Raw genomic sequence first — 14,849 nt, 5'->3', positions numbered from 1 at the left:
AATCGCCAAGACACATGGAAGTTTCGGGTTCTGTTCCACGAACCGAACTGTAAACACACGAGCGCTCATTGCTATAACTAAATCGGATCTGATATCAATTAAAAAAACCCTTTCCTCCCCTCTCCCAAAATTGGGAGAGGGGCCGGGGGTGAGGGCGAAAACCGATCGCCCTATTTCATCTCCAACGTCCGCACCCGGTTGATCGCCGCGGCCAACTCAAACCGCCGGAACAACGCCAGATCCCCCTGGGGAAACTGGGTAATCGCATCCAAACCCTTTTCGGCGATATCCGCCATGACGCGATCGAGGATTTGGGTCAACGTCTGCCGTCCGTCCATATAATGTTGTCGGGCATAAACCATCGCCTCCGCGATCGCCCGCAATTGATCTTTGGAAACCAACTGTTCCACGGCCGACAGGTCCACATCTTCGGTCCCGAACGTCACCTCGTCGATATCCCGCACCTTCACCCGCACGTCCCGCCGTCCCCGGCTGGGGTCGAGGCTTTCGGGGAGGGGAATACGCGGGGTGAGGCTTCCGAACTGCTGGCCCCCCTCCGCCGTCCGTCCGGTGGTGTACTCCGCTGCGATCGCCTTGGCCTTTTCCGTCAGTTCCAGGGGTTGGAAATTGTCCATCGCGATGACGGTATCCGCCACGTCGAAATAGTCCCCGCTGCCCCCCATCACCAAAATCGTGGAAACGCTATAGTCCGTGTAGAGTTGGCGGATCTTGTCGATAAACGGGGTGATGGGTTCCCGTTCCTTGGCGATGAGGGCCTGCATCCGCCGATCGCGGATCATGAAATTCGTCGCCGCCGTGTCCTCGTCCACCAGCAAAACCGGGGCCGTGGGCGTATCCCCCAGCAGCAGGGTTTCCAGGGCCTCCATGATGTTGGCGGCTTGGCTGGTGCTGCCGCTGGCGTTTTCGGTGGAAAATTGGCGGGTGGATTTCTCCTGGGGCAGTTGGTTGATGAACGGCGAAATATCGACGCCCGAGACGCTGCGGCCATCTTCGGCGCGAATTTTGACGGCGGCGGGGTTGGTGACGACGAATTCCCGACCGTCCCCGGGGATGTGGTTGTAAACGCCCCGTTCGATCGCCTTCAATAAGGTGGACTTGCCGTGGTAGCCGCCCCCGACGATCAACGTAATGCCCTCGGGGATGCCCATTCCGGCGATCGCGCCACCGTTGGGACGGGTCAATTCCACTTCCAGGCTGGGGGGAGACTGGAACGGGACGGCGGTTTCAGACTTCAGGGGGCGGTCGTTGACCCCACTCTGGCGGGGGAGGATGGCGCCGTTGGGCACGAAGGCCACCAAAGAGCGATCGCCGAGTTGTCCCCGCAGGGCGTCCGCGTCTTCGACGGTTTCGACGTGGCGGCGGCAGGCATCCGGGTCCAAACTGTCATATTTGAGGGCGCGATCGACGATCGCGGGGATATCCTCGCACAGCATGGCGGCGGCTTGGCGGCCCAAAATGTTGCGTCCCCGGGCTGGAAGTCCCACGAAAAAGCGGATCTCGACGCCCTTTTCATCGGAAGCGGGGGCGGGTTTGGCCCGTTCCAGGGCGGGGTTGCCCCCCTTGGGTTTGGGGGCCGCCGCGTGGGCGACTTGGACGAGGTAGGCGGAGGTGCGATCGAGGACTTCCTGTCCCACCCGCGTGATGGCGATCATTCCGCTTTTTCCGGTGCCCCGGCGGCTGCTGAGTTCGTGGGCGGCGCGATCGAATTGCCGGGTCAGGTAGTCCCGCAGGGCGATTTCCCGGCTCGGGGTCTGGTAGAGTTGGGGGGGGAACGATGCGATCGCGGCGGGGACTCGCACCCGAAATTTGCTGGGGGCCGCGAAGGGGTCGCCCTGGACGTAATCGATAATTAAGGTAAAGTCCGGAAACTGATATTCGCCCAATAAATCTTTGTAGGCTTTGTAACCTCGGTTATCGAGGTCGAGTAAGGTTTGGCGCAGATCTTCTTTAGTATTCATCGATTAAATAGCCGTGTCTGGGGGTCGTAATTTTTTCTTTGAATCCAACTGTAAGAACCGATACTATTTTATCAGAAATTTTGGCGGATGACCGATCAATTTTAAGTCTCTTCCGAGTCCCAGTCGATCGCCTTGTCCCGCACTTCCAGATGGTTATCTTTCCAAAAGACGCGGGGGATGGTGGTCGCCGAAATTTGAGCCAATTCCGGATGTTGGGGCAGCCACTTCTCGGTTGGGGGATAAAAATCCTCCGCGATCGCGGACAGGGTTTTGATTTCCCCCTCCATTTGAGTCGCCAATTGGTTGATCGCCTCCGCTTTTTCGATCATTTTTTTCCACACAGACTGCGCTTGCAACTGGTAGATTTGAGTCTGTTTCACCGCCAAGGTCGCCCGGATTTGCTTGAGTCGGATGCGGACGGCTTTGATATCTTGGTCGAGGTCTCGCAGGTCGATCGACAGTTGGGAGACCACTTCTTTTTCGCGATCGCGGAACGCTCGCATCGCCTCCGGAGAACTATCCCGGGGAAAGATCAATTTGACCTGAAACGCCGACCGCTTCTGCCGCAACAGCCGATATTCCACCATCGTCGCATCCAACTTTTTTTTGATCGCCTTCCACTCGGCTTCCAATTCGGCAAATGTTTTACTCATCGTTATTCAACTCATCAATCTATGGGGCCAAAAACTATAAAAATAGAAATGGATTGAAAATTATAATGATCAATTCTCCATTTTACCCACACCCCACACCCTGATTTATAGCCGTCGCCAGGGTTGTCGGGAAATCGAGCGATTCTAAAACCCAGACTGTGAAAGGTTTTTCTCCCTATTGCCTGTTGCCTATTGCCTGTTGCCTACCCTAACAAGATTGCAGCCGAGTCAAGAGTAACACGATCGCATCGATCGCGTCTCGCAATTCCCCGGTCTGCAAATTCGACTGATTGACGATAATCGCAAACGCCAGGGGCGAATAATCCGCCGGTTCCACATACCCAGCCAGGGCAGAAACCCCCGTCAGCGTCCCCGTTTTCGCCCACACCCGCCCCACCGCCGCCGAGTCCCGAAACCGCCCTTTCAAGGTCCCGCTGACCCCCGCCACCGGCAGGGATTCGCGATAGATTGCCGCCTGGGGAGAAGCAGCCATCCCCCCCAGGGTATCGATCAGGGTTTGGGGGCTAACTAAATTGTGGCGGGAGAGTCCCGAACCGTCCGCCAGAGCGTACCCCCCGGGATCGACACCCAAAGCCGTGAGGTTCGAGATCACCCGTTCCAATCCCGCTTCCACCGCGTCGGCAGTCGGTGCCTGCACCCCCAAGGTTTTCAACACCGCCTCGGTAAACACATTATTACTTTCCAAATTCACCGTTTTAATTAATTCCGAAATCGGGGGAGATTCGATCGCGGCAATTTCCGGTTCCGAGTGGGGAGAATAGTTATCGACTCTGGCGGTATTGACAACGATTCCCTCCCGTTCTAAAATGGTTTTAAACCCGCGCAAAAAATTCGCCGCCGGTTCGACCACGGCAGCGTAAACCGGTTCCGGTTCCGACCCCACCCGCAACTGTCCGGCGACGCGGATGACGGGGCGGGTGAACTCCCGGCCGATCTCCACAAATTCGCGATCGCCCGTTCCGACGGTGCGGGTTCGGTTGTCAATTTCCCATCCAATTCCCTGTTCCGGACGCACCCACGTCACCCGCAGCGGTCGCCCAACGGCCGCTTCCGGCCACAGCATCAAATCGAGGGAATTTTGGTGGAGAATTAAACTGTTGACGGGCGCACCGTACCCCGCCTGTACGTCCTCCCACTCCCAATTTTGATTGACGGTAAAACCGGGGAAATACCCATCTTCGGCGACCAAAGTTTCGATCTGAGAAATGCCGCGATCGCGCAACTGTTTCGCCAACTCTTGCAATTGAATGTCGGTCAAACTGGGGTCGCCCCGCCCGACGATATAAACCGTTTCGTTATCGTCGCTGTAAATCGAGGTTCGGATGCGGTAATTCGGCCCCAATTCTTCCAGGGCGGCGGCGGTGGTCATCAATTTGACCGTCGATGCGGGGATGAAAAAAACCTCGCGATCGCGCCCATATAAAACCTCGTCCGATTCCAGAGTTTCAATACTAATTCCCCACCGCGATCGGGCGAACTCCGGCCGGTCAATAATCCCCTCAATTGCCGATTCTAATTCAGCCGGACAGAGCGGGTCTGATGCCCAGGCGATCGGCGGAGTAGCCAAACCGATGAAAGTAGAAATGAGAGCGATTATGAATTGATTTCTATTTTCGATTCCCATCCGCAGATGACGCAGATTACACAGATTTCCCATTCCCTATTCCCCATTCCCTATTCCCCATTCCCTATTCCCCATTCCCTAAACCCTACACCCGACATCATATGCCAGAATAAAACAAAATTGTCCCAAATTGACAAGCGAGGGGGATTTATGAGACGGAAAACGACCCGACGGGGATTCATCGCCACCGGAGTAGCCGTCGCCGGGGGGATCATCGGTACGGCCGTATGGAAACGCAACGGCACCGAAATCGTCGCTCAACCCGCCATTTCGACGCCCCAACAGCCCACCCTCCCCGAACGGGTGTTGGGCAAAACCGGGCAAAGCCTGCCCATTTTCGGCCTGGGGACGGCGGGGCAGACGCCCATCGACGATGCGGGGCGGGAACCGGAAGCGATCGCCCAAATTGAGGCGGCGTTAAAATTGGGGATGCGGTATTTCGACACCGCCGCCAGCTACGGTGCGAGCGAGGAACATCTGGGGAAAGTCCTGCCCCCCTACCGATCGCAGATCTTCCTGGCCAGCAAATCGGCGATGCGCGATCGGGATGGAGCCTGGCGGGAACTGGAGCGATCGCTCAAACGCCTGAATACAGATTACCTCGATTTGTGGCAGTTCCACCACGTCTCTTTCCCCGAAACCCTCGACGAGATTTTCGGCAAAAACGGCGCCATCGAGGCGATGGAAGAGGCCAAAGACCAGGGAATTATCAAATTTACCGGCATCACCGGACACCACGAACCGGACGTCATCGCCGAGGGGTTGCGACGCTACCCCTTCGACACCACCTTGGTTTCCATCAACGCCGCCGACAAACACCACCCCCGCCCCTTCGCCCCCACGGTGCTGCCGGTAGCCCGGGAAAAGAATGTCGGCGTCATCGCCATGAAAATCCCCGCCTACGGGCGTTTATTCAGAAATGGCGTGTTGGACGGCATGGAACAGGCGATGGGTTACGTCCTGTCTTTGGAGGGCGTGCACTGCTGCATCATCGCGGCGGAGTCGGTGGAACAGTTGGAGTCCAATTTCCGGGTGGCCCAGGCTTTCAAACCCCTGAGTCCGGAGGAAATGGCCGCGATCGAAAATCGCACCGCCACGGCTTGGCGGGAAAATACCTTTTTCCGGGCTTGGACTTAGTTGGGGCGTAGGGGATGGGGTGTGGGGCGTGGGAAGAATTGATAATTGATAATTGACAATTGATAATGATCGATTAATTGCCTTTATCGACGACCGACTGCCGATTTTTCCCCTCCAACCCCTACAATAGAGAGTCAGTAATTCTACTTATACCATCCCCATTGTGAAGCTTTTTATTTACCATACTCCCGAATTGACCCCCACGGACAGCACCCCGGACTGTGCGATCGTCGTTGACGTACTCCGGGCCACGACCACCATCGCCACGGCCCTCGACGCGGGGGCCGAAGGTGTGCAGGCCTTCAGCGATATCGACGAATTGATGCAGGTGAGCGAGAAATGGCCAGCCGACCGGCGCATCCGCGTCGGCGAACGGGGCGGCGCGATGGTGGAAGGCTGCGACATGGGGAATTCCCCCCTCAACTGCACGCCGGAGGCCGTCGGAGGCAAGCGCCTGTTCATGACCACGACCAACGGCACCCGCGCCCTGAAACGGGTCCAAGCGGCGCCGGTGGTGCTGACGGCGGCCCTGGTGAACCGCCAGACCGTCGTCCGATATTTGATGACGAAGATGCCCGAGACGGTGTGGATTGTGGGATCGGGTTGGGAAGGCAGTTTTTCCCTGGAAGATACAGTCTGTGCGGGGGCGATCGCGGACAGTTTTGCCTCGGAAATGGGCTATCCCCTCGACGATTTAGCCGGAAATGACGAAGTTTTCGGCGCGATCGCCCTTTATGTGCAGTGGCGGGAAAAATTGTACGAACTGATGAACCACGCCAGCCACGGAAAGCGCCTGATCGGTTTAAAATGCTACGATGACCTGAAATATTGCAGCGAAAGGGATATCCTGGAGGTGCTGCCCATGCAGACCGAACCGGGGGTCTTGACCCAATCTGACGTGGAAGTGCAGAGCCTCCAATATTGGATGGAGGAACCCGTAACGAATTGATAATTGAGCATTGACAATTGATAATTTTGAGAATTATCAATTGTCAATTTCCCCCCGCCCCAATTCAACTAAAAAATCGTGTTGACCAAGTTACAACCCAAAATTTCGCAATTTGAGGAACTCGCGATCGCAATTAATCGCGAACATCAACGCTGTCTGGAGTCGCCTCAGACGGCTTTGATCCCGGCTTGCAAGGCGGGGGCGATGTTGCTGAAGGTGCGATCGCACCTGTCCGAAAAAGACTGGGATCATTGGCGGCAAACCCACACCCAGATCTCGGAACAGACGGCCCGGATGTACGTCCAGATCGCCCGGACTTGGCCGGGAATGGACGGAGGATTGGCGGCGTTATCGACTTCTCCGGCGGTTCAAGATCGGCAAGAACCGCCGAAAATTGTACCGGAAAGTCTGCCACCGGAAGTGGAAGTTCCGCCAGCCGAAGAGGCGGCGATCGATGTCGAGTTTACCCCCATCGACGAGCCCCCGGAGGCGGAAAAGACCCCCAATTCTAATGTGATTCGATTCGTGATTCCCGGTCCGGTGGTGCCGAAAGCTCGCCCCCGTGTGACGAACAACGGAACTTATTTGCCGCCACGATATCGAGAATGGCGGAACCGGGCGGAAATTGAGCTTTATCGCCAGATTGAAGACCGAAATTTGCGCGATCGCTTTCCCCTCAGACGAGCGGCTATTTCGATTCGCTTATTCGGCAACCACCGCACTAATTCCGACATCGACAATTTGGCTGGCGCCTGTTTGGATGCCCTGACGCATAAAGGTGCAGGAATTATCCTCGACGACCGCCTCAGTTGCCTGCCCCAACTGACGGTGGAATACGTGCCAGAGGCACCGAAAACTGGGGTTTGGATTGAGATCGAACCGATGAATTAGTGTGATGGGAATTGGCGCGGGATTGGCTCAGGTGAACCCTGCAAACCTGATATTTCTTCAAATTATAAAAAACGGCTATGAAGGTACTGATCAGAAACTTGGGCCCGATTCGAGGTAATACTCAAACCATCGATCTATCCCAACGATTTTATATTTTCGTCGGCTTGAATAATAGTGGAAAAACCTATGTTGCTCAACTGTTATGGACGATTTTTAATCAAGATGTGATTCGGAAATTTGCGCGATCGCACACCTGGGAAGAAATCCCTTGGGAAAGGGAAGGAGTTGTGGCGTTAACCCCAGAACTAATCGACAATATCTTAATCCGATATGCTAATTTTTTAGAACAACAAATAATTTCTACTCTCAACGCAGATTTATTTCCCATACAAGATATTTCACTCGAACTTCATTCCGACAGCTTGACCGCATTAAAGCAGGATTATTTTCAAGCGAACTTTAATATCGGCACTGAAGAAGAAGGAGAAAATAAAGAAATTCAATATTTGACTATAATAAAGGAATATCGCCCATTCCTAGAGTCTTTGGATAAGTCTCGAAGAATATTGAACGATTCGATTGATTTGCAAGACGCTGGCGATGAGTAAAAGAAGAAAAACATATTTAGTCTTTAATCAATCGGATGGAAAATCCCCATTTTTACTCAGGCCGGAATTTCACAAAGCGTTGGAGAAAGAGGGAATCGTTGAAGAGATATCGTTTGCTTGACACTACTCAACGATCGCGATAAAATTAAAATTAAATTCTTTGACCGACAAACTGTAGCCCTGCAAGAGTTGCTCTGATTAAAGAATGGGCTAAATCCCCACAACAAAATTCAGTGAAATTTAGGTTTCAATTAACTGGCGAATTTGGGGCATACTGGCGACGATGCCCTCGCCGCGATCATTGAAAATGGGGCGATCGTTCACCCCCCAAGTTCCCGTCGGATCGAGGGAATACAGGGTTCCCAACAGGCGGGCACCGTCGCCGTCAAGTCCGGTATTTTCCGCCGGGGGAAACGCATCCCGCCACAGATTGATAATATGGCGACAGTAGGCGGCGACGAGGCGACAGGATATTTTTTCATCCAATAGCGATCGCACGATTTGATTGGGTTTGGGGCAATTTCCCAACAGTTCCCGATAGACGATTTCGGCGGTTTTCGGCTTGATTTGGGCGATGCCGATCGACCAGTCGGCCCAGTAGACCAAACCGGGTAAAATTACCGCCAAAATCTCCTCGATATCGTCCTCAAAACTACGGCGTTCCAACTCGTCCAAAACGATCGCCCCGACAATTTCCGGGGACAGGCGGAACTCGGCGGCGGATTGGCGGATCTCGTCCCGCAGGTGATAAATTTTCAATTCATTCCCAGACCGGCCCGAAAGCGATACCATTTTTGACCCTTCCTCAAATCTTCTCAATTATAATCCGTCTCGGGTGCGATCGCGTCTGAATGTAGAAACCGGGTTTCTTCCTCAAACTTCGATTCTAATGCAGCAATTCTCATAGAAACCCGGTTTCTTGCATGACCGAGTTCGTGCTACCCTTAAAAAAGATTTGGGAAACAAACCATGAGCATCACAATCCCCGATGACATTTTCCAAAGTACCGGAATGTCGGAAGCGGAGTTAAAGCTGGAAGCGGATATTGTCCCACGGACTTGGTTTCCAGAACGACCCGAAAGCGATAATATATTCTAGATCGAAACAGGTCGTTCGGATGGATAAGAAACGGGTTCTGGATTTATTGGAGACTCACCGCGATCGCCTCGATGAGTTTGCAGTGAAAGCACTGTTTTTATTCGGATCGGTGGCTCGGGATGAGGCGACCCCGGAAAGTGATGTCGATTTCTTGGTGGAGTTCGAGCGTCCGGTGGGGTTGTTTACGCTGTTGGAATTGCGATCGGTTTTGGAGGAGTTGTTAGATTGTTCGGTCGATTTGGGAACGCCGAATTCATTGCGTCCCCATTTGCGGGAAAAGGTGCTGCGGGAGGCGATTCGTGCCATCTAGGGAATTTGAGTTGCGGGTGCGGGATATGTTGTCGGAAATTGCGGTGGTGGAGGAAACGATCGCGCCAAAAATAGGAACCCATTCGGCGACACTATTGTTAAAATATCTAAGTTGTCAAAAACTCCGATCATGTCTCGCGTGCGATCGCCCGAACTTCCCGCCGATTTTCCCTGGTTAAATTGCGATCGCCCCCTGTCTCTGGCCGAACTGCGGGGACGGGTGGTGGTTCTGGATTTCTGGACTTATTGTTGTATCAATTGCCTCCACATCTTACCGGATTTAAAATATCTGGAAACCAAATACGCCGACAGCCTCACCGTCATCGGCGTCCACTCCGCCAAATTCGACAACGAACGGGACGTTGACAACATCCGCCAAGCAATTCTCCGCCACGATATCGAACATCCGGTGATCGTCGATCGCGATTTTTACATTTGGCAACAATACGCCGTCCGGGCCTGGCCCACCCTCGTCATTATCGACCCCCTCGGCTACTGCATCCGAACCGCGGCGGGGGAAGGCAATCGGGAGGCGTTGGACGAGATGTTGGGAAATCTGATCCGGGACTATCGGGAACGGGGCAAAATCACCCCCCAAACCCTCAATTTCAACCGAGAAAAAAGGGGTTGCCCCCTGACGACCCCCCTGGCGTTTCCGGGCAAAGTTTTGGCAGATTCAACCCAAAACCGCCTTTTCGTGGCGGATTCGGGACACCACCGCCTGATCGTCGGCGATTTGGACGGGGATGCACCCCGAGTCATCGGCACCGGGACGCCGGGATGGCGGGACGGTTCCTTCGCCGACACCCAATTTTTCGCCCCCCAGGGGATGGCAATTTCCCCCGACGGCAATTTTCTCTACGTCGCCGATACCGAAAATCACGCCATCCGCAAAATCGATTTCACCACCCAGACGGTGGAAACCGTGGCGGGGACGGGACGGCAAAGCCGCTACATCTACCCCCACGGCGGACGGGGGACGGAAGTTGCCCTCAATTCTCCCTGGGATGTGGAGTGGGTGGAGAATCGGTTGTTCGTCGCGATGGCGGGTTCCCATCAGATTTGGGTGTGGGACCCCGACGGCGGACGGGTGCAAACCTACGCCGGACGGGGGGCCGAATCCTGCGTGGACGGGGAATTGTTGGCGGCGGCATTTTCCCAGCCGAGTGGCTTGGCGGCGGACGGTTCGGAGTTGTTCGTCGCCGACAGCGAAAGCAGTTCGATTCGGGGGGTGGGTTTGGGGGATAATCCCCGGGTGCGGACGATTGGCGGCAGCGGGGAATTGTTCGGATTCGGCGAGATTGCATCCGCAACGCTTCGCGATCGCGACAGCCGGGGATTTAATGTCCGACTTCAGCACTGTTTGGGTGTAGAATATGCGAATAAATCCCTGTGGGTGGCGGACACCTACAATCACAAGATCAAGCGGGTCGATCCGCAGACGGGAGACTCTCAAACCATCTTGGGAACCGAGGCGCAATTGGCCGAACCATCAGGGCTCAGTGCGATCGGCGATCGCCTATATATCGCCGATACCAACAACCACGCGATCCTTGTTCTAAAGCTCGATACTCTCGCCATTTCAACTGTAGAATTTAAGGGATTGTGCGCCCCCAATTTTTGCATTCCAGACCGCTCCGCGCCCGCGTAACACAAGCTTCTAGCTTGTCACAGGCCGGATGCCTGTGCTACTGAAATTTTAACTCAATACCACCATGACTCAACCTTCAGATCGAGAACGCTATCTCGCCCTAATTGATGATATCATCGCCAATATTTTAAAAGGAAAAATTGCGTCGAAAGCTTTGATATACAAACGCTTGGTCGATGAAATTAAAGTCGGAACTGGAGAAATTTTCGAGCGGGGCTTGGTCGAAAAAATTGGCGCCCTGGAATCTTTGGTCGAAACCGAGTCCGACGAACTCAAACAGGCGAAAGCTACCCGACAACTGCGGGGGATTCAAATGATCCGGCAAGCTTGGGAAGATTGGCAGAAAAATTATCAAGTTCAGAGCCATTCTAGCAGTGCCGTCAAACAAATTATAGAAGCCGATCCCAAGGAACGATTGACCGTTTTAATTGAAGTTCTCGACCCCAACCAATCTTACGTTTTCAAACATCCCCAAATCCGGCAACTTGCCCAAACCTTAGAACAGGAAGCAGGCCGTTTGCCGGAGGAATCGGAAGCGGCGGAATTGCGACAGTATGCGGCGGGATTACTTCAGGGTATCACCACTGTCAAAGAACTGGAACCCTATTTGATTAGCTGGGTGTACGATCGCCCCCAGAGAGACATCGGATTCGGCGGCGGTGCGACGGCAGCAGGACCCTGGGAAACCTGGGCAAAAAACGTCAACAGCCCCCTCGCAAAAGAGCTATTTACCCGACAAGCACAAAACCAATCCGCCGCAATTTTTGCCCAGTCCCAACAGCAAATCGACTGGAAAGAATGGGTGGGGTTGATTATCTTAATGCGGGACTTGCAGGCGGGACTTGTCACCTGGTTCGACAAACAACCCTACAGTGCCCAGGTGGGACAAAATTTGGCTGGCGTGACGTTCATGGTGTTCGCGATGATTTGGTCCGAACTCAGCAACGGGTTTCAATCATTGTCCTCCGATTCCGATCGCGATCGCCTCTCCCGAGGTTGCTTTCAAATGACATTGCAAATTCTGCGGACATTTGCCCAGCGGAGTAATTTTCCCCTTTACGGTGGCGTATTCGCATCGTTTTCGGGTGACAATTTCCGCGAAACCATCACCTACCTCGATCGCCCCCTCAGTTACGTCGAAAATATTCTGGAGAAAGCCAGAATTCTTACCGTTCTTGGCTATTCTCAGCAGTGGATCGGCAATCACTACCGGGCTGAGGAACTGCACCAGGAGGCGTTGGAACGGGCGATTCAGACGGGCGATCGCGCCTGCGAGGTGGCGAATTATAACCACCTGAGTCGGTTGCGGTTGCGCCAAAAAGACTATTCCCAAGCGGCTACCTACGCCCAACGCGCCCTGATTTTAGCCCGACAGATCGGCGCCCGCCAGGGGGAATCGTACTCTCTGATCAGTTTGGGATTTTCCGAGATCGCGATCGCCAGACAGGAGCGATCGGTGACGTTTGAACAGCTCGAAAGTTCCATAAACTACCTGGAACAGGGATTGAAATTATCGGAAAAATTCAACGATTTGGTCAATCAAGCCCTCGCCTATTTGGGTTTGGGAATGGCTTATGTTTCCCTGGAACAGCCCGCTCAAGCCGTCCCCGTTTTGGAGCGAGGTTTGTCCGTCCTCCAACAGATGGGAGAGCAAGATTTACAAGCCCTCACCCACGCCTATTTGGGGGAGGCTTACTATCAGCTCGAACGGGAAGATTCCGCCGTCTACCACGCCTGTCTGGGGATGTATTTGCTCGAACAGCGGGGGGATGCCCGGTGGCGGCAGGCGGGGGGTTTGGTGATGATTTTGCAGGGGCAATTGGGAGAGGAAAAATTTCGGCAAATTTTGGGGCGACATCGCTCTCAGTTCATCGCTATAATTGGCGTTGACGGGTTCGATTATTTGCCCGAATTGAGCGATCGCTATCGCCATTCGGAATAGGATGGTTTTCCGGGATGGGGCCGGTCCCGGGCCACAAAAAAACACCCCGGGCGGAGGGGTGCATTTTCTGTTAAAATTGCTCGGGAGCGGTCGCAGCAACGTCAGTGACTTTTTTGCCGTCCCACTCCCCCGCTCTTTAGAAGCGGTTGCGTCGCTGACCGCCGCCGTTAGATCCCCGCTCTTCCCGGGGTCGTGCTTTGTTGACCGTCAGGGAACGTCCCAGCCACTCGGCACCGTTCAGGGCAGAAATCGCGGACTCTTCTTGATCCAGTGATTCCATTTCTACGAACGCAAAACCGCGCACGCGACCCGTATCGCGATCGGTGGGTAGGTGAACTCGCCGAACTTCGCCGTACTCGGAAAAGGCTTCGTTGATGTCCTGTTCGCCAACCTCATAGGACAAATTGCCAACATAGATAGACATAGGTTATCTCCGTCAAAAAATAGGTGTAGAGATTTGGATTTCGGAGAGAACCGTTGTCTTTACAAAACAAGAAAAACCTGTCAATACTGAAAACAAACTCTGCTACCGATACTTACTTCTCGAATTTCACTGTAACACCTCAATCGGCGAATGTCAAGACCCTTATGGACACGGAAGCCAGAAACGCCTGAAATCCCCAGCCCCACTGGCGATCGCCCCCATCGGTGAATTTTGGAGGCGATCGCACTTTCAGGTCAAATCACGTCAGACGACCCAAGTCGTGAAGTCGCCGGCGTCGAGGTCGGCCACATCCACACCCGTCAGTTGGGCCAGGATGTCCGAGCCCGACGAGATCTGAGTTTGACCGCCGACGGTTGTCAGGGTCAGGTCTGCGAAGGTCAAACCGCCGTCGAGGACGATGAGATCTTCGCCGTCGGCAAAATCGGTGATGGTATTGAGCCCGTAACCGGAGGCCAGAAGGAAGCGATCGCTCCCATTTCCGCCCGTGAGGGTGTCGGCCCCCGCGGCCGCGACCAGGATATCGTCGCCGTCGCCCCCGGTGAGGCTGTCGGCTCCTTCCCCACCGTCAAGGGTATCATCCCCGCGATCGCCCAAGAGGGTATCGTTGCCCCCGCCGCCGTCGATCAGGTCGTCGTCCTGGCCGCCGTAGAGGAAATCCGCATCGTCGCCCCCCAAGAGGGTATCGTTGCCCCGGTTGCCGAAGGCGGTATCGTTTCCCTCGTCCCCCTCGATGAGGTCGTCGCCGATATCGCCGAACATCAGATCGGTTCCGGCATTTCCGACCAGGGCATCATTCCCCTTACCGCCGTACATTTCATCGTCGCCGTCGCCGCCGTCGATCCAATCTTCGCCCGAGTTGCCGTTGAGCCAGTCATTACCGGCATTTCCGGCGATGGTGTCGTTGTCGAGGTCGCCGAAGATGCTGTCTTCCCCTTCGCCGCCCAAAACTTGATCGTCGCCCTTTCCGGCGTAGACCGTATCATTGCCATCGCCCCCGTCGATATTGTCGCCCTCCGAGTTGCCGTGAATTTCGTCGTCGCCGTCGAGGGCCGCGATCGCATCTTCCCCGCCGAAACCGAAGAGAACGTCGGCATCTGCCGTTCCCGCGATCGCATCATTCTCATCACCCGCTTCGGTGTCTCCACTTCCGACATGGGGGGAGAAAATCAACGGAAATGCGATCGGGATGATGAACTTCGAGGGGTCATAAAGGTCAGATTCCACAGAGTTTTCAGCTTCAGTTTACGACGGGTTGTCTTCGGGAAAATTTTCGCCCGCTTCGGAAGCATTAGATGGGGAATTAAAAAGGGTAACTGGGGATGGGGTAAATCCCGAATTCGTTGGGGTGCTGACTTCCTCCTGAGTCGTTTTTACCTCTGCATTTTTAGCTTCAGTTGTATCCTCTTCCGTGGTATTTTCTTGGATATTATCCTCCTCGGTAGTGTCTTCCTGAGTGGTATCTTCTTGAGTGTTATCTTCCTCGATATTATCCTCCTCAGTCGTATCTTCCTCGGGATTATCCTCCTCAGTCGTATCTTCCTG

Annotated in this window: 15 protein-coding genes; 8 read left to right on the top strand and 7 right to left on the bottom strand. The window is 54.4% G+C overall.

Going from position 1 to position 14,849, the window contains the following annotated elements; genetic code table 11:
* Window positions 1–170 precede the first annotated feature (170 nt).
* The 3 genes from LKE08_RS02095 to dacB all read right to left on the bottom strand — a co-directional run bounded on the left by LKE08_RS02095 (window position 171) and on the right by dacB (window position 4,277).
* Complete coding sequence (locus tag LKE08_RS02095) at window positions 171–1,979, bottom strand: ABC-ATPase domain-containing protein (RefSeq protein WP_324702534.1); 1,809 nt, start codon at window positions 1,977–1,979, stop codon at window positions 171–173.
* A 101-nt stretch (window positions 1,980–2,080) separates the two neighbouring features.
* Entirely contained in the window at window positions 2,081–2,632 is a 552-nt protein-coding gene (locus LKE08_RS02090) for a hypothetical protein (protein WP_324702533.1), read from the bottom strand.
* Window positions 2,633–2,840: 208 nt separating this feature from the next.
* A complete protein-coding gene (gene dacB / locus LKE08_RS02085) occupies window positions 2,841–4,277 on the bottom strand; it encodes a D-alanyl-D-alanine carboxypeptidase/D-alanyl-D-alanine-endopeptidase (RefSeq protein WP_375341393.1) in 1,437 nt (478 codons plus the stop codon).
* Between the two features lie 150 nt (window positions 4,278–4,427).
* Here dacB and LKE08_RS02080 point away from each other — a divergent pair, with 150 nt between their 5' ends.
* The 4 genes from LKE08_RS02080 (at window position 4,428) to LKE08_RS02065 (ending at window position 7,862) form a co-directional block, all read left to right on the top strand.
* The gene (locus LKE08_RS02080; protein ID WP_324702531.1) at window positions 4,428–5,414 is read left to right on the top strand and encodes an aldo/keto reductase; all 987 of its coding nucleotides are present in this window, start codon (window positions 4,428–4,430) and stop codon (window positions 5,412–5,414) included.
* A 163-nt stretch (window positions 5,415–5,577) separates the two neighbouring features.
* The gene (locus LKE08_RS02075) at window positions 5,578–6,363 is read left to right on the top strand and encodes a 2-phosphosulfolactate phosphatase family protein (RefSeq protein ID WP_324702530.1); all 786 of its coding nucleotides are present in this window, start codon (window positions 5,578–5,580) and stop codon (window positions 6,361–6,363) included.
* Window positions 6,364–6,441: 78 nt separating this feature from the next.
* Window positions 6,442–7,254, top strand: coding sequence for a RusA family crossover junction endodeoxyribonuclease (locus LKE08_RS02070; protein ID WP_324702529.1), 813 nt, complete (start codon window positions 6,442–6,444; stop codon window positions 7,252–7,254).
* A 77-nt stretch (window positions 7,255–7,331) separates the two neighbouring features.
* Entirely contained in the window at window positions 7,332–7,862 is a 531-nt protein-coding gene (locus LKE08_RS02065; protein ID WP_324702528.1) for an AAA family ATPase, read from the top strand.
* 240 nt (window positions 7,863–8,102) lie between these two features.
* Here LKE08_RS02065 and LKE08_RS02060 read toward each other — a convergent pair whose 3' ends face one another.
* Window positions 8,103–8,654 (bottom strand): hypothetical protein, encoded by a 552-nt coding sequence (locus LKE08_RS02060; RefSeq protein ID WP_324702527.1) that lies wholly within the window; start codon window positions 8,652–8,654, stop codon window positions 8,103–8,105.
* A 177-nt stretch (window positions 8,655–8,831) separates the two neighbouring features.
* On the opposite strand from LKE08_RS02060, the gene LKE08_RS02055 reads away from it, so the two are divergent.
* The 4 genes from LKE08_RS02055 (at window position 8,832) to LKE08_RS02040 (ending at window position 12,862) form a co-directional block, all read left to right on the top strand.
* Window positions 8,832–8,960 (top strand): hypothetical protein, encoded by a 129-nt coding sequence (locus LKE08_RS02055; RefSeq protein ID WP_324702526.1) that lies wholly within the window; start codon window positions 8,832–8,834, stop codon window positions 8,958–8,960.
* Window positions 8,961–8,979: 19 nt separating this feature from the next.
* Window positions 8,980–9,270, top strand: a complete 291-nt coding sequence (locus tag LKE08_RS02050; RefSeq protein ID WP_324702525.1) for a nucleotidyltransferase family protein — start codon at window positions 8,980–8,982, stop codon at window positions 9,268–9,270.
* Between the two features lie 129 nt (window positions 9,271–9,399).
* Window positions 9,400–10,920, top strand: coding sequence for a thioredoxin-like domain-containing protein (locus tag LKE08_RS02045; protein WP_324702535.1), 1,521 nt, complete (start codon window positions 9,400–9,402; stop codon window positions 10,918–10,920).
* A 64-nt stretch (window positions 10,921–10,984) separates the two neighbouring features.
* Window positions 10,985–12,862, top strand: a complete 1,878-nt coding sequence (locus tag LKE08_RS02040) for a tetratricopeptide repeat protein (protein ID WP_324702524.1) — start codon at window positions 10,985–10,987, stop codon at window positions 12,860–12,862.
* A gap of 136 nt (window positions 12,863–12,998) precedes the next feature.
* Here LKE08_RS02040 and LKE08_RS02035 read toward each other — a convergent pair whose 3' ends face one another.
* The 3 genes from LKE08_RS02035 to LKE08_RS02025 form a co-directional block, all read right to left on the bottom strand.
* On the bottom strand, window positions 12,999–13,286 hold the full coding sequence (locus tag LKE08_RS02035; RefSeq protein WP_324702523.1) for an RNA-binding protein: 288 nt from the start codon (window positions 13,284–13,286) through the stop codon (window positions 12,999–13,001).
* Between the two features lie 264 nt (window positions 13,287–13,550).
* Window positions 13,551–14,531, bottom strand: coding sequence for a calcium-binding protein (locus LKE08_RS02030; protein ID WP_324702522.1), 981 nt, complete (start codon window positions 14,529–14,531; stop codon window positions 13,551–13,553).
* An 18-nt stretch (window positions 14,532–14,549) separates the two neighbouring features.
* The coding region (locus LKE08_RS02025) for a hypothetical protein (protein WP_375341392.1) at window positions 14,550–14,849 on the bottom strand (300 nt) is incomplete at its 5' end.

This window comes from Lyngbya sp. CCY1209 (assembly GCF_035615495.1).
In the GTDB taxonomy this organism is placed as follows: domain Bacteria; phylum Cyanobacteriota; class Cyanobacteriia; order Cyanobacteriales; family Microcoleaceae; genus Limnospira.
The sequence above is the reverse complement of the archived record's forward strand: the minus strand, read 5'-3'. Positions and strand labels throughout refer to the sequence as shown.